The organism is Thermomonospora catenispora (assembly GCF_006363815.1).
In the GTDB taxonomy this organism is placed as follows: domain Bacteria; phylum Actinomycetota; class Actinomycetes; order Streptosporangiales; family Streptosporangiaceae; genus Thermomonospora; species Thermomonospora catenispora.
The window spans coordinates 1-15523 of record NZ_RRYT01000053.1; the positions used below are offsets into that span (position 1 = coordinate 1).

Genomic DNA, 15523 nt, shown 5'->3' on the forward strand with positions numbered 1-15523 from the left:
CCAGCGCCGCACCGGCCAGCCGGTTGCCGCCGACGGCGGTGCGGGCCTCGGCCAGCGCCCGTTCGGCCGCCGCCTGCGCCGCCGTGACCATCGCCTCCCGGGCGGCCTGTTCGGCCGCCCGCATCACCGGGGTGCCCGCCAGCCGCCGCATGATCACCGCGGCGGCGTCCTCGGCCGCCTCGGCGGCGCGCCGCCGCACCGCGTCGGGCACCGCGTCGGGCATCGTGGGCCGCCGGTCCGTGCGCGCCACGACCACCCCGCTCACCGTGTCCTCCGGCCCGGATCCGGTGCGGGGATCGGTGGCGGGTGCGGGCCGCTCCGCCCGCCGCGACAGTGCTGTCTCGTGCCGTTCGTCCACTACCCCCGCCTTTGCCGCGTCAGGATTTCACGATAACCCGCCGTTTCGGCGCCGGCACCGCCCGACCGGCAAGGGCCGCTCCCGCGCCGTTCCGCCCGGGGCGGCGGCGACGGCGGGACGCGCACCGCGATGACCGCCCGACGGGCGTCGGCTCCGGCGCACGCCGTGCCGCCGCCCGGACCGCACCGAGAGCACCCGACCGGATCCCCGCCCGCGGTCATCGGCGGCGCCGGCCGCTTCCAGGGGCCGGGCCGGGCCGGCGGGGCGGGACCGATCGGTCGTCGACATCGGCGGCGCCGCGGACCGAACGCCCTGCGGCGCGTCCCTTCCGACCGCGATGCACCCGGCCGAGGCCGCCGTGGAGGACCCGTCCGGCTCATCCGAAGGCCCGTCGCCGACGCGGACCGATCGCAGATCCCCTTCACAACGTCAAGACGCCCGGTCACCCCTCATGCCACGCCCGGTTCGTCCCCTGGCAAGGGGAGTTCATGTGGGCGACGGCCGGCTGCCGTTCCCGGTGCGGCGGCCCCCGCGCTCCGACGGCCTCCTCGACGGGGCGCCTCGCCGCCGGTGAACGCACCGTCCTCGGCCCCGCCGGCCGACGCGGGTCCGGCGAGCCCGCGCCGGTGCGCCGACCCGGGGCACCGCCCGCGGCCGGCCCCTTCGCGCCGCGGCGTCACCGCATCCCCGCCCCCGTCCGCATCCGCCGCCTTCGACCGGCCCCGACACCGCCGGCCGAAGGCGCCCGGCGCCGCCGCGCGCCGCGTCTTCTCGCATCAGCACCACGCGGTGCCGCCCCGGCCGGGGCGGCACCGCGCGCAGCGCCTCGATCGTCTCAGCCGACCGGCATGGTCTCCGGAGCCGGCTGCTCCGTCATCCGGGCATCGGAACGGCTGGTCTCACCCCACTGCTCCTCCAGCCGCAGCGCACAGCCGAGGGCGAAGAACGTCGGGGCCCACTGGCCCACGAAGATGCCCCACCGGTCGGCGCGGGCCAGGCTCGCCGCCTCCAGGTTCTTGGAGGCGAACCAGCTCGCCACCGACAGGCCGATCGAGGCGATCCCGGCGGTGTACATCATGGAGGACGAGACGCCCATCCGACGCAGCAGTGTGATCATTGTTCCCCCCGAGAACATTCGGTCATCGGCGGTGACGTGCCCCGCCCTCCGGCCGCTAACCACCTCGAATGCTCATACGGGGATCAAACCGGGCGCAAAATGCGGAAAGACCCCGCCGCGTCCAGGGAGGGGAGGACGCGGCGGGGGGCCCGGGCCGCATGAGGAAAACCGGGGCCTCGTTCCAGCGCCCCATATTGTGCGGGTGCACATCGCCCCGGCTCAGCCCCGAATGTTTCACATGGTGAACTCCGGGAACGGCAGGCGGTCCACCGCCCCCCGCCGCCGCCGCTCCGGCCTCCGGTCGTACCGCGCGGTCGTCGCCGGGGAGGCGTGCCCCACCAGCGCCTGCGCCGTGGCCAGGTCCACCCCGGCGTCCAGCAGGTTCCCGATGAACGTGCGGCGGAAATCATGCGGCGTCATCGGCGGCAGCCCCGCCTGCCGCCGCCGCTTGACCACCGCGTTGCGCACCGCCGCGTCCGTCATCGGCCGATGCTGGATCGCCCCCGACCGGTGCACCGGCTTGAACAAAGGACCCCGCCTGCGCTCGTCGACCGCCAGCCACTCCCCCAGCAGCACGGCCGCACGCTCGTGCACGTACTCGATCCGCTGCTTGTCGCCCTTGCCGGTGATCCGCAGCGACCGCTCGCCCGGGTCGTAGTCCTCCCGCCGCAGCCCGGTGACCTCCGACCTGCGCGCCCCGGTGGTGTAGAGCACGGCCAGCAGCGCCGCGTCCCGCCGCCCCGCCGGTGACTCATCGGCCGCGCACACCCGCAGCAGCGCGGCGAACTCCTCCGCGTGCACGCTGCGTCCCGCCGGGAGCCGGCTGCCGCGGAAGTTCCGCACCGCCGCCGCCCGGCGATGCTCGTCGGTGCTCATCAGCCCCAGCCGCCAGGCGGCCTCCAGCACCCCCCGCAGCGCCGACAGATGCTTGTTGCGGTAGGCCGGCGACCACGGCTGTTCGGTCCCGTCGGGCCCGGTCGTGGTCTGCCGGGCGATCAGCGCCCGGATCATCTCGGTGTGCTCGGCCCGCAGCGCCGCCCACGGGAACGTCCGCGCCGGCTCCGGACCGGGCTCGGCGCCGTGGGCGGTCAGGGTGAGCGCCGCGATCCGGTGCAGGCACGCCGCCATTGCCCTCCGCGATCCCGGGCTGCCCAGCGACGCGATGTACACCGTGAACGGATCCCCCGCCGGGCCCCGCTGCGGGACCGCCCCCGGCAGGACCGGGGGGAGCGCGGCTGCCGGTGCGATCTCGGGCATGGCGGCAATCTACCGTCGTTCCGCCCCGCGCGACGCTCATCTTCGGGCCCCGGTGACGGGGCCGTCTCCTCCGTGAGGCGTCGCCTGCGTCGTGCGGCCCCGCCCGGCGGGGCCGCAGAGGATCCCGGCCCTATGGTGAGGAGGCCGCGCGCCCGCCGGCCGTCCGCGCGGGCGGAGGGGTCGGGCACCGCCCGCGACGCCGGCGCCCGACCGGCGGCGGCCCCGCCGCAGGAGGCGGGAGCGGGCCGGGCGTCGAGGAGGGGCGTCGCCCTCTCGGACGCCGGTCACGGCCGGTCGCCGCACGGGACCGCACGGTCATGAGCGTGCACGGCGTCGCAGGTCACGACGGTGTCGGCCATGGTGTCGGCCGCGCCGTCGGCCGCGCATGGAGCGTCGGCGGCGACCGGCGGCGCGGGCGGGGACGTCCTAGGCAGGGCCAGACGGGTCAAGGCCAGGCCCGTCAGGGCCAGCGCCGCGCCGGCCAGGCCGGTCCAGCGCAGGGCGCCCGCCGAGACGATGACGCCGCCGACGGCCGAGCCGGCGGCCACGCCGAGGTTGAAGGCCCCGACGTTGACGGACACCGCCAGGGTGGGGGCATCGCCCGCGTGCCGCAAAAGCAGCCCCTGCAAAGGCGCGATGGTGGCGGTGGAGAGCAGACCGAACACCAGCACCGCCGCCACCGCGGTGGGCGGCCACAAGACGGCGAACGGAGTGAGGGCGAGCACGCCGGCCAGCCCGCCGAGGACACCGCGCACGGTGGCGCCGAGGGAGGTGTCGGCGAGCCTGCCGGCGATGAGGTTGCCGAGAAAACCGCCCGCCCCGTAGGCGAACAAAAGCCCCGAGACCGCCGTGGCGGAGAACCCCGACGTGCGCATCAGCAGCGGAGCGATGTAGGTGAACACCACGGCGACGCTGGAGAAGCCCACGGCGGTGGCGGCCATGACCGCGAGGACCGGGCGGCGGGTCACCGCCCGGACCTCGTCCCTCAGCCGCGTGGCCGGGGCCGGTTGCGCGGGCAGCGCGACCGACAGCAGCGCGGTGCCCGCCAGCGCCGCGGCGGTCAAGACCGCGAACGTGGCGCGCCAACCGGCGTGCTCCCCCAGCAGCGCGCCCAACGGCACGCCGAGCACGGTCGCCGCGGTGAATCCGGAGGCGACCGTGGCGACCGCCGTGCCGGTCCTGTCGGGCGGCACCACACCGGTCGCCACCATCAGCGCCAAGGCCACGAAGGCGGCGTGGCTGAACGAAGAGACCAGGCGCCCGGTCAGCAGGAGCTCATAGGAGGGGGCCAGGGCGCAGATCGCGCTGCCCGCCGTGAACAGCAGCATCAGACCCAGCGCCAGTCTCCTGCGGGGCATCCCGGCGGTCAGCACGGCAACGACGGGTCCACCGGCCACCACGCCGAGCGCGTACACGGTGACCGCCTGGCCGGCCGTGCTCACCGACACCTCCAGGTCCGCCCTGATCTGGGGCAACAACCCGGAGACCACATACTCCGCCGTCCCTACGGTGAAGACGCTCACGCACAGGGCGGCGAGGATCGCGTGCGTCCTCGTCATGGCGAGGACGTTGAACTCTCACATCCATGTGAGGGTCAAGTCGTCTCGACGCCCTCTTCCGGGGCGGGCCGTGGAGGGGCCGTGCGCATCGGCGAGCTGTCACGACGGACCGGCGTCCATGAGCGTCTGCTGCGCTACTACGAGGAGCAGGGCCTGCTCCATCCCCGGCGAAGCCCCAACGGCTACCGGGAATACGACGAGGAGGACGTCGACACCGTTCGCCGCATCCGCAGCCTGCTGGCCGCCGGCCTGAACACCGCCGCCATCGCCACGATCCTGCCCTGCCTGCGCGAGGACGGCGACCGGCTGGTCCCCACCTGCCCGGGCCTGCTCGCCGACCTTCACCGGGAACGGGACAGGATCACCCGATCGATCGCGGATCTGCAGACGTCCCTGCGGGCGCTCGATGAGGTCATCGCGGCGGCCCCGCCCGAGGTCGCGCGCCGCGCGCTCGGCGGCTGACCGAGGACCCGCCCTCCCGGCGCCTCCTCGACCCCCTCGCGTCGTCCCTTCCCGCGCCGTATCTCATGCGAGCGCCGCACGCGCACGGCGGAAGACCGTCATGGCCTTCGGCGGACCGGCCGGCCCGCGGGCCGGCCGAAGCTCGGGACGGGCGGTCGCCGCGGCCCGACGCGCGAGCGCGCAACCCCTCTCGGGGCCGGCGCACCGCCGGGCCCCGGCCGGCGAGCGCGGGACCGCCGACGCCCCGCGGCGGGCGCACGCCGCCCCGGCGCTTCGCGCTCACGAGCGCGGGCCCATCGCCTGAAGGCTCGCTCGACGGCGGGCCGGGGGAGGGGATTCCGGCGCGGCTCATCGCGATGCGCGCCCGGATGAGGCGAGCTCGTCCAGGCGGCGTTCCAGCGCGGCGATCCGATCGATGACCGACCGGTCGTGCAGGAGCCGGGCCAGCCGGTCGGCCTCATCGCGGTCCAGGTCGATGCTGTGGGCGGGGCGGTCGGGGTCGTGACCGCCGTCGGCGCAGGGGCCGTAGACGTACAGGGTGTGCGCTCCGCCGTCGCGGACGAGGACGGCCAGCCGCTGCCCGCGGCGGGTGTGGATGTGATGCACGGTGCCGGTGCCCGGGACCGTGGCGGGAACGATGCGCATGATGGTCACCTCCGCTGACGTGTCGAGGGGGTCGAGGGGCGGTCGGGTCCGCCGTCGGGCGCGGGTTCGGGGTCGGGGTCGCCGTATTCGCCGTGCCAGTAGGCCAGGCGGCCGCGGCGGCCGACGGCGCGCAACCGGCGTTCGGCGGCCTGACGGGTGGCGCTGGTGGCCACGATGAGCAGTTCGTCGCCCTCCAGCAGCACGGTGGTGGGCCCGGGCACCAGGGCGGTGCCGTCACGGATGATCAGGTTGATCGCGGCGGGCGGGGGAAGCCGCAGTTCGGCGATCTCCACGCCGTGCAGCCGGGAGCCGGGCGGGATGGTCAAGGTCAGCAGCTCGGCGCCCAGCACGTCCAACGGGGCGGCCTCGACCTGCAGCTCGCGCGCCCGGTCGGGACGGATCAGCCCCAGCAGCCGGGCCAGGGGCGCCAGCCCCGGCCCCTGGATGAGGGTGAACACCACGACCAGCAAGAACACGATGTGCAGCAGGTCCCGCGCGCCGGGGACGCCGGCGACGATGGGGAAGGTCGCCAGCACGATGGGCACGGCGCCGCGCAGCCCGGCCCAGGAGATGAACACCTGCTCCCGCCAGGGGACGCGGAACGGCAGCAGGCACACCAGCACCGAGATCGGCCGGGAGGCCAGCAGCAGGATCAGCCCCACCACCAGGGCCGGCCCGACGGCCGACGGCAGCCGGGTGGGGGTGACCAGCAGGCCGAGCATCACGAACAGCGTGATCTGGGCGAGCCAGCCCAGGCCCTCGGCGAAGGAGTGGGTGGCCGCCCGGTGCGGCAGCTGCTGGTTGCCCATCACCATGCCCGCCAGGTAGGAGGCGATGATCCCGCTGGCGCCCGCCACGCCGGCGGTGGAGAACGCGACGATGCCGAACCCGACGATGGCCAGCGGGTACAGCCCGGTCGCGGGCAGCGCGATGCGCCGCAGCGCGCTGACGCCCACGCGCGCCACCAGCAGCCCGATGAGGGCGCCGACGACCAGCTGGTACAGCACGTTGCCCAGGGCCTGCAGGGGGTGGGGCGTCTCGGTGGCGGCGGAGCTGAACACCAGCACCAAGATGATGGTGGGCGCGTCGTTGAACCCCGACTCGGCCTCCACCAGGCCGGTGACCCTGGTCGGCAGCGGCACCGACCGCAGCACGGCGAACACCGCCGCGGCGTCGGTGGAGGAGACGATCGCGCCCAGCAGCAGCGCCAGCTGCCAGTCCATGCCCAGCAGCAGGTGCGCTCCGACGGCGGTGACCAGCACCGACACGCCCACGCCCACGGTCGCCAGCACCCCCGCGGGGGCCAGCCGCCGCCGCACGTCGGCCCAGGAGGTGGTCAGTCCTCCCTCGATGAGGATGAACGCCAGCGCCGTCGTCCCCACCGCCTGGGCCAGCTGCACGTTGTCGAACTCCAGGCCCAGCCCGTCCTCGCCCACGATGACCCCGACGGCCAGGAACAGCAGCAGGCTGGGCAGTCCGGCCCGGTAGGCCAGGCGCGCGGCGGCGATGCTGACCAGCAGCACCCCGCCGCCGATCAGCAGCGCCACATACAGCTGCGAGAGGGTCATCGTCCCGTCCCTCCGCCGTCGCGGGCCCGAAGGCGGCACGGGGCGTCACGGAGGGTGGAGGGGACGGTGCGGGGGGCGGTCGGTCCGCGCCGCCTCATATCGTCTCCCCGGGGCGTCAGGGACGGTCCGGGCCGCCCGGCGGCGGGGCGCTGCGGGCGGCCCATCGGCGCAGGCCGTGCAGGGGCACGTCGGCCCGGGCGATGTGGATCGACGACACCGACAGCCCCCATTCCTCCAGCTCCCGCAGGTGCGCATCGTCTTCCTCGTCGGGGAGCGGCGCGTCGCCGGCGGCGATCGCCTCGGCCAGACGGGTCAGCTCCCGCCGGGCGACGCAGCGGCGCACCCGCTCCTCCACGAGCACGCCCGCCGTGGCGCAGGCCGCTCCGGGGGCCTCGGCCTCCCGTATCGCGTACCGGTCGGGGTCGGCGATCGACATCACGGCGACGATCTTCAGGTGCACGACCACCCCGTCGCGGGTGGAGGCCTGCGCCCACAGCTCCAGCGGGGCCGTGCGCAGTCGGACGAGCTCCCACCGGTCGATGCCCGGCAGGATCCACACCACACCCGGGCCCCGCACCGTGGGGGCGCCGCCCAGCCGCCAGCGGACCAGACGTCGGTGCCCGGGGACCACCCGCACCGTCGCCGCGGCCGCGATCACGGCCGCGACCAGGACCGTCACCGCGAGGACCGCGCCCGACGGCGGTCCCGCCGCGAACGGATCCGTCGGCGGCTGGGCGGGCGGGCCGCCGGCGTCCACGCCGCCCGCCACGAGGCCCCCGGTCATGTTCCCTCCTTCCTCTCGGGCCGGTGACGCGCACCGGGGTGAGCGACGTACGGCAGAAGGCGTCCGGCATCAATCCCCTTCGTTGCTCGGCGTGGTCGTCCCGATCGGCCTGCGGCGCCCGCGGACGGTCCGCGCCCCGGCGGGCCGAAAGGGCCCCGTCCTGCGGCGCCGCCCGCCCTGACCTGCGGCCTCGGGCCCGGTGGTCTCACCGGAGCACGCACCGGTCCGGCGGCCGGGCGGGCGGGGGACCGCGGCGGCGGACTCGGGACGGGTCGTGCCGCGTCGCTTGTCGGCATCGTGCAGCGCTCCCTTCGGGTCCGGCGCCGTCGTCGGGCCCTGCCGGCCGCTCACCGGCCCCCTCTTTCGGTCGGGCGGCTCGGCCGAGGGAGCCGGCGACGCGGATCGGGCGGTGAGAAGGCGGCCTCATCTCCACCATGGGCCGATCGCCGCGACGGTCGCATGAGGGCCAACACCCATTCGGCGGCGAAAACACCCTGATGTCGGGGGCGCGCCGCCCCGAGGCGGGAGGGGACCGTGGGACGGGCGCCGCCCCGGGCCTGCCGCGCGGGCCGTTCCGGGCGCGGGGCCCCTCGCCTCCGAGGCGGTGCGCCCCCGAGGGCTTCGCCGGGCGGGCGCGCCGGGGTCCGCGCCGAGCCCGTGCGAGGCCCGTCGCGGCTCTGCGGCAGGGGGCGTCGACCGGGTCCCCCCTTCCCGTCTCCTTCGCCGTGGAGCGCCGCGACGGCCCGCGCGACGGAAAAAGGGCGCCGGCGTCGCTTCGTCGTCGCGGGAGGGGCGCGGGGTCGGCGTCGGGGCGCCCTCCCCTCGCGTCCGCGGCGGCCCGCCCGCATCTCTGACTTCTGGGAACGAACATTCCCGTCAGTTAGCCGGCGAGGATATATCTGGATACTTGTTTTCTAGAAAAAGAAAATATTTAATGGTGGGGTGGGTGACGCGCAGCGAGAAGCGAGGGAGACGGGCGCCGAGACCGGCGCCGCACCGGAGACCGCACCGACGACCGGGCCGACGGCCGCGCAGGGGGTCGCGGACGAGACCGCGGAAGAGACCGCGGGAGGGGCCGTGGGAGAGGCGGCGCCGCAGACCCGCGCGTGCCGCTACTGCGGCAACCCGGTGCCGCAGCGACCCGGACGGGGACGCCCCCGGGAGTACTGCGTCGGCACCGACTGCCAGGCGCGGGCCAAGCGGGAACGGGAGCTGCGCCGGTCGGTGCCGGGGCTGGAGGGGGCGCTGGCGCGGGCCGAGGACCTGTACGAGCGGATGGAACGCGGCCTGGCCGCCGCGATCGCCCCGCTGGCCCAGGCGCTGGAGGCGGAGCTGTCGCCGCGCGGCGTGGAGGCGCAGATCAGCGCGATCCGCGCCGAGGCCCAGGCGCAGGTGGCCGCCGCGATGGCGGCGCGGGAAGAGGCCGCGCAACGGGCCCTCCGGGCCGAGGAGGAGACCCGACGCGCCCGCGAACGGGCCGAGGAGGCCCTGGACAGGGCCCGCCGGGCCGAACGGGAACGGGACGAGGCCCTGCGGGCCGCCGAGGAGGCCCGCTCGCAGGCCGCCGAGGCCGAGCAGAAGGCCTCCTCCGTCTCCCGGGAGGCGGAGGAGGCCGTCCATCGGGCGGCCGAGGAGACCGCACGGGCCCGCCGGGAGGCCGAGCAGGCCCGGCAGGCGGCCGAGGACGCCGAGCAGCGCGCCCGCACCGCCGCCCGGCAGGCGGCCGAGGAGGCCGAACGCGCCCGTCGCGCCGAGCAGCGGGCCGACCGCTCCGCCGCCGAGGCCGAGCAGGCGCGGCGGGCCGCCGACCGTGCCGAACGGGAACTGGCCGTCCAGCGGGCCCGCGCCGAGGCGGCCGAGACCGAACGCGATCGCGCCGAAGAACGCGCCCACGCCGCCGAGCAGGCCCGCGATCAGGCCGTCGATCGGGCCCGCGCCGAGCAGGCCCGGCGCGTCGCGGCGGCGGCCGAGGCCCAGGGGGCCCGCGAGGACGCCGACCGGGCCCGCGCCGAGGCGGCCGAGACCGAGCGGCGGCTGCGCGACCTCACCGGCGAGCTGGAGGAGCTGCGCGTGGCCCTGCGGGTCGAACGGTTGCGCGTCGCCGAGCTGGAACGCGACCGGGATCGCGCCCGCGCCGAGGCCGCCGCCCAGCGGGAACGCGCCGTGGCCGCCGAGCTGAGCGCCCGCCGAGACCCCCCGCCCCCGCGGTGACGCCCGCGCTCCCGCGCGAGAGCCTCCGCGAACCTCCGCGAGTCCCGTGGGCCCCTTGCCGGCGCCGCGCCGTCCGCGAAGGGGCGCGTCCCCGTGCGGCATGCGCCCGCCGGGGCGCGGAGGGCGTTTCGCGACTTTGGGGCGGGTCCCGATAACGTCGGTCTCCGCCGGTCGACGAGGACCGGCGAGCAACCGTCGTGATAGGGGGAGTGCCGAATGCCCAAGTCGCCCGACACCGCCGGGCTCGTGGTCTCACCGGAGGTCTCCGACGCGCTGGAGCGGGGACGGCCGGTGGTGGCGCTGGAGTCGACGATCATCGCGCACGGGCTGCCCCGGCCGCGGAACCTGCAGGTGGCTCGGGAGCTGGAGGACCTGGTCCGAGCGGGCGGTGCGGTTCCGGCGACGATCGCGGTCCTGGACGGGGTCGCGCGCGTGGGGCTGACGGAGGCCGAGCTGGAGCGGGTGGCCGCCGACCCCGGGATGCGCAAGCTCGGCTACCGCGACCTGCCGCTGGCGGCGGCCACCGCCTCCTCGGGCGCCACCACGGTGTCGGGGACGGCGTTCCTGGCTGCCCGCGCCGGAATCCGGGTGTTCGCCACCGGCGGGCTGGGCGGGGTGCACCGCGGGTGGATCGACAGCTGGGACGAATCGGCGGACCTGGCGCTGCTGTCCCGCACCCGGATCACCGTGGTGTGCGCGGGCGTCAAGTCGATCCTGGACGTCCCGGCGACGCTGCAGCGGCTGGAGACGCTGAACGTGGCGGTCGCCGGATACCGCACCGACACCTTCCCCGGCTTCTACCTGCACTCCTCGGGCGAGCCGGTGGAGTGGACACTGAACAGCCCGCAGGAGGTGGCGGCGGTGATGCGCGCCCAGGACGCCCTGGACGGGCCGCCGGCGGCGCTGGTGCTGGCCAACCCGGTGCCCGAGGAGCGGCAGCTGGACCCGCGGCTGCACGACCGGGTGCTGGCCGAGGCGCTGGAGGCCGCCGAGCGCGAGGGCGTCACCGGGCAGGCCACCACCCCGTTCCTGCTGGACTGGCTGGTCCGCGCGACCGACGGGGCGTCGCTGGAGGCGAATCTGGCGGCGGTGCGCGGGAACGTCCGCCTGGCCGCCGAGATCGCCGCGTGCTGGGCGGCCGACGCGCGATGAGCGACCCGCCCGCCGGGCTGCTGGTGGTCGGCGACGTGGTCACCGACGTGCTCGCCCGGCACGCCGGCCCCCTCCCGCCGGACGCGGACCTGCCGGCGGAGATCACCGTCCGGGCGGGCGGGTCGGCGGCCAACACGGCGGCGTGGGCGGCGACGCTGGGCGCCGACGTCCGGCTGCTGGCGCGGGCGGGCGCGGATGCGGCGCAGTGGCATGCGGCACGGCTGATCGAGGCCGGAGTGCGGCCGCACCTGCGCGTCGACGTCTCCCGCCCGACCGCGGTGATCATCGTGATGGTGGACGCGGCCGGGGAGCGCACCATGCTGACCCAGCGGGGCGCCGGCGCCCGCCTGGGCCCCGACGACTGGGACGACGCGCTGCTGGAGGGGGCGGCCTGGCTGCACGTGTCGGGATATGTGCTGTTCGCCGAGCCCGGCCGGGCGCTGGCGCGACGGGCGATCGCCGCGGCCCGCGCCCGCGGGGCCGGCGTCAGCGTCGACCCGGCCTCGGCCGGCGACCTGCGCCGCTGGGGGCCGGGCCGGTTCGTCGCGGCCACCGAGGGCGTGGACGTGCTGCTGCCCAACCGGGACGAGGCGGCCGTGCTGACCGGGACGGCGGACCCGCGGGAGGCGGCGGCGCGGCTCAGCGGCCGCTACGGGCTGGTGGTCTGCAAGCTCGGCGGCGACGGTGCGCTGGCCGCGCGGGCCGGGCGGGTCATCGCCTGCGCGGCGGCCGAGCCGGTGCGCGCGATCGACTCCACCGGCGCGGGCGACGCCTTCGCCGCGGGGTTCCTGACCGCCCGCCTGGCCGGCATGCCCGTCGCGGACGCGTTGGCGGCCGGCTGCCGCGCCGGCGCCCGCGCGGTCACCGGCGTCGGCGGCCGCCCGCCGGTCCCCTCGCCCGAGTGACCCCCTTTTCACTGCGTTCCAGGCATGCCGGGCACACGCCTCGAACACCGCCCGCCTCTCAGATGGGATAAACCGCCATCGTTCGGCGTCGGATGCGGCAGGATTTGTCCAGCCGACCGACGGCGGCAGGCGGTGAGCAGGGGGTGATGGTGGGGTGAGCCGAAGGCTGCTGCGGCTGGGAGTGCGGGTCCATCCCGACAAGGCCGCGTTCCGCGTGCACGACCGCGGCGCCGACCCGACCGACCTGCAGGCGCCGCCGCTGCCGCAGCCCGGCGAACTGCTGACGATCGGCTACGACCAGATGTGGATCGCCAGCCTCCAAGACGACGTCGACGTGACGGTGCTGCTGGAGGAATGGGACGCCGAACCCCCGCCGGGGCCCGGCTCCTGGGAGCATGAGACCTCCGGCGAGCTGTACCTGCGGGGCGCGGTCGCGGTCAGCACCGTCACCGGCGAGCCGGTGCTGCACGGGGTGCGGCTGCTGGGCGGGGTGGGCCGCTACCGGATGCGGATCCGCGCCCAGCACCGGGAGGCGATCGCCCGCCTGTACGACCAGCTGCTGGACCGGTTCCGGGACGGGTTCAGCGCCGAATTCCAGGCCGCGCTGCGGGAGCTGCAGGGCGTGGAGCACTACCTGATCCAGCTGTGGCCCTCCCGGGAGATGCAACGACCGGTCAGCGAGGCGGCGCTGGCGCTGTCGGGGACGTTCCCGCCGCCGGCGGCGGCGGGCCTGCCGATCCCCGACCAGACCGGCCCGCTGCCGTCCCTGCCGGACATGACGCCCGCCGCACCGCCGCCCTCCCCCGACGGCGAACCGCGGCCCGCCCGAGAAGACCGCTGAAGGAGGACCGGCGAACGCCCCTCGGCCCGCCCGGGCGCCGCACGACGCCCGGGCGGGGAGGTCAGCCCGCGGCCCGCGCGGCCGCGGCGGCCCGGACCGGATCCGGGCCCTCCGCCCGCGGCTCCGGAGAGCGGGGCGCGGCGGCGGCGCGCTGGGCGACGAACGCCCCGGCCAGCACGGTCACGCCGCCCAGGAGCTGGGCGACGGTCAGCCGCTCCCCCAGGGCGGCCCAGGCGATGACGGTGGCGGCGACGGCCTCGATGTAGCAGATGGCGCCGGCGACCGGCGCCGACAGCCGCTGCACCGCCGCGACCCCGGTCAGATAGGCCAGCACGGTGCTGACGAGGACGATCCAGACCGCCAGCGTCCACCCGGGGGCGGCGTGGTCGCCGACGGCGACCCGCTGAGCGAGCACCTCCCACGGCAGCGCCCACGGGGCGGCCGCGACGGTCAGCAGCGCCGACCCGACGACCATCCCCGCGGCGGTCATCACCAGCGGATCGACCCGCCCGGTCATCCGCTCCACCAACAGGAAGTAGGCGGCCTGGCAGGCGGCGGCGCCCAGTCCCGCGGCCAGGCCGATCGGGTCCAACCCGATCCCCGACCAGATCTCCACCACGCACGCCAGCCCGATCATCGCCAACCCGACCCCCACCGCCGCGGCCCGCGGCACCCGGGTCCGCCGCACCAGCCGGATCCACACCAGCACCAGCACCGGACCGGTGAACTCCAGCAGGATCGCCACGCCGACCGGCAACCGGGAGGCGGCCACGAAATACAGCCCCTGGCAGGCGGCCACCGCCACCGCCCCGTAGGCGCCCAGCGCGGGCCAATGGACGCGCGCCCCGGCCAGCGCCGCCCGTCCCCGCACCACCGCCACCAGCGGCACCAGCACCAGCGCCGCCCCGGTGACCCGCACCCACACCGCCTGCAACGGCTCCAGCCCGGCCCCGATCAAGGCCTTGCCGAACGGGCCGGAGGCGCCGAAGCACACCGACGACAGCACCGCCAACGTCAGGCCCCAGGCCTTGCCTCCCGCCACCGCACGTCCTCTCCCACGCCGCCGACCTGCAACGAACATGAGCATACCGACGAAACGGTCATTACAGCGGCGTCGTCGCGGTCGCCCCCTCCACGGCGAAGCGGACTACTATCGCCCCGTGAGCTGGCAGGAGGCCGGGACAGGACCCGGCACCGGAACCGACGACCCCTTCTCGACAGTCGAGGCCGAAGTCCGCGCCATGGCGACGGCGCCCTGGTGGGCCGCCGCACCGCCGATGCAGCGGGCCGAGGCGATCACCTCCCGAATGCTGGCCGGCGCGGGCGAGTGGTGGCTGTTCGGCGCCTGGGCCCGCTGGTACCGGTGCGGCCTGGACGGCGGCTGGCAACCGTGCCCCCCGCCGTCGGACCCCGCGGCGCGCCGCCGGGTCTTCACTGCCCCCCACGGCGCCGGGAACCCGCCGGTCCCCGCGCAACTGCTGCCCACCGGCCCCGACCTGGCCGCCGGCCCCGTGGCGACCGCCGCGCTGCTGGGCCCGCCGCCCGACCCGGCGCTCGTGGCCCGCATCGAACAGATCCAGATCAACGCCCTCGGCGTCAACGCCGCCCAATTCGCCCTGGCCGACCCCACCTTCCGGCCCAACACCCCCAGCACCCTGGCCGCCGCCTGGAGCGCCCTGCTGTGGTGCGCCGGCGTCCCCGTCACCCTCGACGAACACCCCCTGGTGCGGCTGTTCGCCGCCTACCTGACCACACCCGCCGACCAGCTCCGATGGATGACCCCGCCGGACTTCGCCACCCTGGTCGGCTACTACACCGGACGGCTGATCGCCGGGGACTGGGCGGGCGCCACCGCCATCACCCGCGTCATGCACGACGTGGCCGCCGCCCTGCGCGCCGACGCCCGCTTCAGCCCCGGAGCCGACGCGCTCGCCGCCATCACCGCCGCGACCCTCCCCCTGGTGCAGCACGACATGGCCGCCGCCCGCTACGGCCCCGCCGCCGTGGTGACCGAATGGCGGCGCCGCTGCCCCGCCGAGCACGCCCTGCCGATGCTCCGCGACGCCTCCCCCGGCGAATTCCTCCGCCTGGCCCTGTACGACCTGCAACTGATCGTGGTGCGGCTGATGGGCCGCCCCATGGACCACGGCGAGGTGCGCCGCGCCGCGGCCGCCCTGCTGGCCGCCGACCTGCACGCCGCCCCCGCCGCGGTGCACGCCGTGCTGCCGTGGCTGGACGGCGACAGCGCCCGCACCGTGCAGGGGGCGCTGGCCGACCCCCAGCACCCGGCCCGGCGGCTGTGGCCGCGCGACGGCCGCCTGCCCGAGGAGCTGCGCGGCGGCGACGCCTCCGCCCTGCAGGACCTGCTGGCCACCGCCTACACCCTCGGGCTGACCTGGTGCCGACTGGCGGGCGGCCCGCCCCCGCCGACCGGGTTCGCGGTCGCCGCCGCCGCGGCGACCGCGCTCACCGAGGGCCCCTCCGCCGCATCGCCCGGCGGCGGAAGCGGCACCGACGAGCTGACGCCGTGGCAGATCATCGAGGCGGCCCGCGCCCACATGGCCTCCGAACGGGCCGCCTCCGCCGCCTCCCCGGTGCCGCCCCCGGCCCCCTCCGCCCCGCCCGCGCCGCAGGAGGCCGCCGGCCACGACGCGGCCCCGCCAC

The 15523-nt window shown here is 76.6% G+C and carries 14 protein-coding genes; 6 read left to right on the plus strand and 8 right to left on the minus strand.

The features are described 5' to 3' along the window. From EIO00_RS24345 to EIO00_RS23000, 4 genes are all read right to left on the minus strand, one after another. On the minus strand, positions 1-358 hold a 358-nt coding region (locus tag EIO00_RS24345; protein WP_206664244.1), incomplete at its 3' end, for a hypothetical protein. Positions 359-1193: 835 nt separating this feature from the next. Continuing rightward, positions 1194-1475 (minus strand): hypothetical protein, encoded by a 282-nt coding sequence (locus EIO00_RS22990; RefSeq protein ID WP_140182351.1) that lies wholly within the window; start codon positions 1473-1475, stop codon positions 1194-1196. 234 nt (positions 1476-1709) lie between these two features. Further along, on the minus strand, positions 1710-2732 hold the full coding sequence (locus EIO00_RS22995) for a tyrosine-type recombinase/integrase (protein ID WP_140182353.1): 1023 nt from the start codon (positions 2730-2732) through the stop codon (positions 1710-1712). Between the two features lie 284 nt (positions 2733-3016). After that, the gene (locus EIO00_RS23000; RefSeq protein WP_140182355.1) at positions 3017-4291 is read right to left on the minus strand and encodes an MFS transporter; all 1275 of its coding nucleotides are present in this window, start codon (positions 4289-4291) and stop codon (positions 3017-3019) included. A gap of 81 nt (positions 4292-4372) precedes the next feature. Between EIO00_RS23000 and EIO00_RS23005 the strand changes: the two genes are divergently transcribed. Further along, positions 4373-4753, plus strand: a complete 381-nt coding sequence (locus tag EIO00_RS23005) for a MerR family transcriptional regulator (RefSeq protein WP_140182357.1) — start codon at positions 4373-4375, stop codon at positions 4751-4753. A 348-nt stretch (positions 4754-5101) separates the two neighbouring features. Here EIO00_RS23005 and EIO00_RS23010 read toward each other — a convergent pair whose 3' ends face one another. The 3 genes from EIO00_RS23010 to EIO00_RS23020 all read right to left on the minus strand — a co-directional run bounded on the left by EIO00_RS23010 (position 5102) and on the right by EIO00_RS23020 (position 7750). After that, positions 5102-5398 carry a cation:proton antiporter regulatory subunit gene (locus tag EIO00_RS23010; RefSeq protein WP_140182359.1) on the minus strand — a complete coding sequence of 99 codons (297 nt, stop codon included), beginning with the start codon at positions 5396-5398 and terminating at the stop codon, positions 5102-5104. 5 nt (positions 5399-5403) lie between these two features. After that, positions 5404-6966 (minus strand): potassium/proton antiporter, encoded by a 1563-nt coding sequence (locus EIO00_RS23015; RefSeq protein ID WP_140182361.1) that lies wholly within the window; start codon positions 6964-6966, stop codon positions 5404-5406. A 115-nt stretch (positions 6967-7081) separates the two neighbouring features. Further along, entirely contained in the window at positions 7082-7750 is a 669-nt protein-coding gene (locus EIO00_RS23020; RefSeq protein ID WP_140182363.1) for an SPFH domain-containing protein, read from the minus strand. 1077 nt (positions 7751-8827) lie between these two features. Between EIO00_RS23020 and EIO00_RS23025 the strand changes: the two genes are divergently transcribed. The 4 genes from EIO00_RS23025 to EIO00_RS23040 all read left to right on the plus strand — a co-directional run bounded on the left by EIO00_RS23025 (position 8828) and on the right by EIO00_RS23040 (position 12859). Then, entirely contained in the window at positions 8828-9961 is a 1134-nt protein-coding gene (locus tag EIO00_RS23025) for a coiled-coil domain-containing protein (RefSeq protein ID WP_140182365.1), read from the plus strand. A gap of 216 nt (positions 9962-10177) precedes the next feature. Continuing rightward, positions 10178-11113 carry a pseudouridine-5'-phosphate glycosidase gene (locus EIO00_RS23030; RefSeq protein WP_140182366.1) on the plus strand — a complete coding sequence of 312 codons (936 nt, stop codon included), beginning with the start codon at positions 10178-10180 and terminating at the stop codon, positions 11111-11113. Beyond that, positions 11110-12018 (plus strand): carbohydrate kinase family protein, encoded by a 909-nt coding sequence (locus EIO00_RS23035; RefSeq protein ID WP_140182368.1) that lies wholly within the window; start codon positions 11110-11112, stop codon positions 12016-12018. Before EIO00_RS23030 ends, EIO00_RS23035 begins: the two co-directional genes overlap by 4 nt. A gap of 154 nt (positions 12019-12172) precedes the next feature. After that, positions 12173-12859 (plus strand): hypothetical protein, encoded by a 687-nt coding sequence (locus tag EIO00_RS23040; RefSeq protein WP_140182370.1) that lies wholly within the window; start codon positions 12173-12175, stop codon positions 12857-12859. 61 nt (positions 12860-12920) lie between these two features. Here the strand turns inward: EIO00_RS23040 and EIO00_RS23045 are convergent, their stop codons facing one another. Then, positions 12921-13901, minus strand: a complete 981-nt coding sequence (locus EIO00_RS23045; RefSeq protein WP_241661549.1) for an EamA family transporter — start codon at positions 13899-13901, stop codon at positions 12921-12923. Between the two features lie 118 nt (positions 13902-14019). Here EIO00_RS23045 and EIO00_RS23050 point away from each other — a divergent pair. After that, positions 14020-15523, plus strand: a 1504-nt coding sequence (locus EIO00_RS23050) for a hypothetical protein (RefSeq protein ID WP_140182374.1), incomplete at its 3' end; no start/stop codon positions are given.

Coding starts and splice junctions, on each gene's coding strand:
- EIO00_RS22990 (WP_140182351.1), bottom strand. CDS start 1,475: ATGATCACACTGCTGCGTCGGATGGGCGTCTCGTCCTCCATGATGTAC.
- EIO00_RS22995 (WP_140182353.1), bottom strand. CDS start 2,732: ATGCCCGAGATCGCACCGGCAGCCGCGCTCCCCCCGGTCCTGCCGGGG.
- EIO00_RS23000 (WP_140182355.1), bottom strand. CDS start 4,291: ATGACGAGGACGCACGCGATCCTCGCCGCCCTGTGCGTGAGCGTCTTC.
- EIO00_RS23010 (WP_140182359.1), bottom strand. CDS start 5,398: ATGCGCATCGTTCCCGCCACGGTCCCGGGCACCGGCACCGTGCATCAC.
- EIO00_RS23015 (WP_140182361.1), bottom strand. CDS start 6,966: ATGACCCTCTCGCAGCTGTATGTGGCGCTGCTGATCGGCGGCGGGGTG.
- EIO00_RS23020 (WP_140182363.1), bottom strand. CDS start 7,750: ATGACCGGGGGCCTCGTGGCGGGCGGCGTGGACGCCGGCGGCCCGCCC.
- EIO00_RS23030 (WP_140182366.1), top strand. CDS start 10,178: ATGCCCAAGTCGCCCGACACCGCCGGGCTCGTGGTCTCACCGGAGGTC.
- EIO00_RS23035 (WP_140182368.1), top strand. CDS start 11,110: ATGAGCGACCCGCCCGCCGGGCTGCTGGTGGTCGGCGACGTGGTCACC.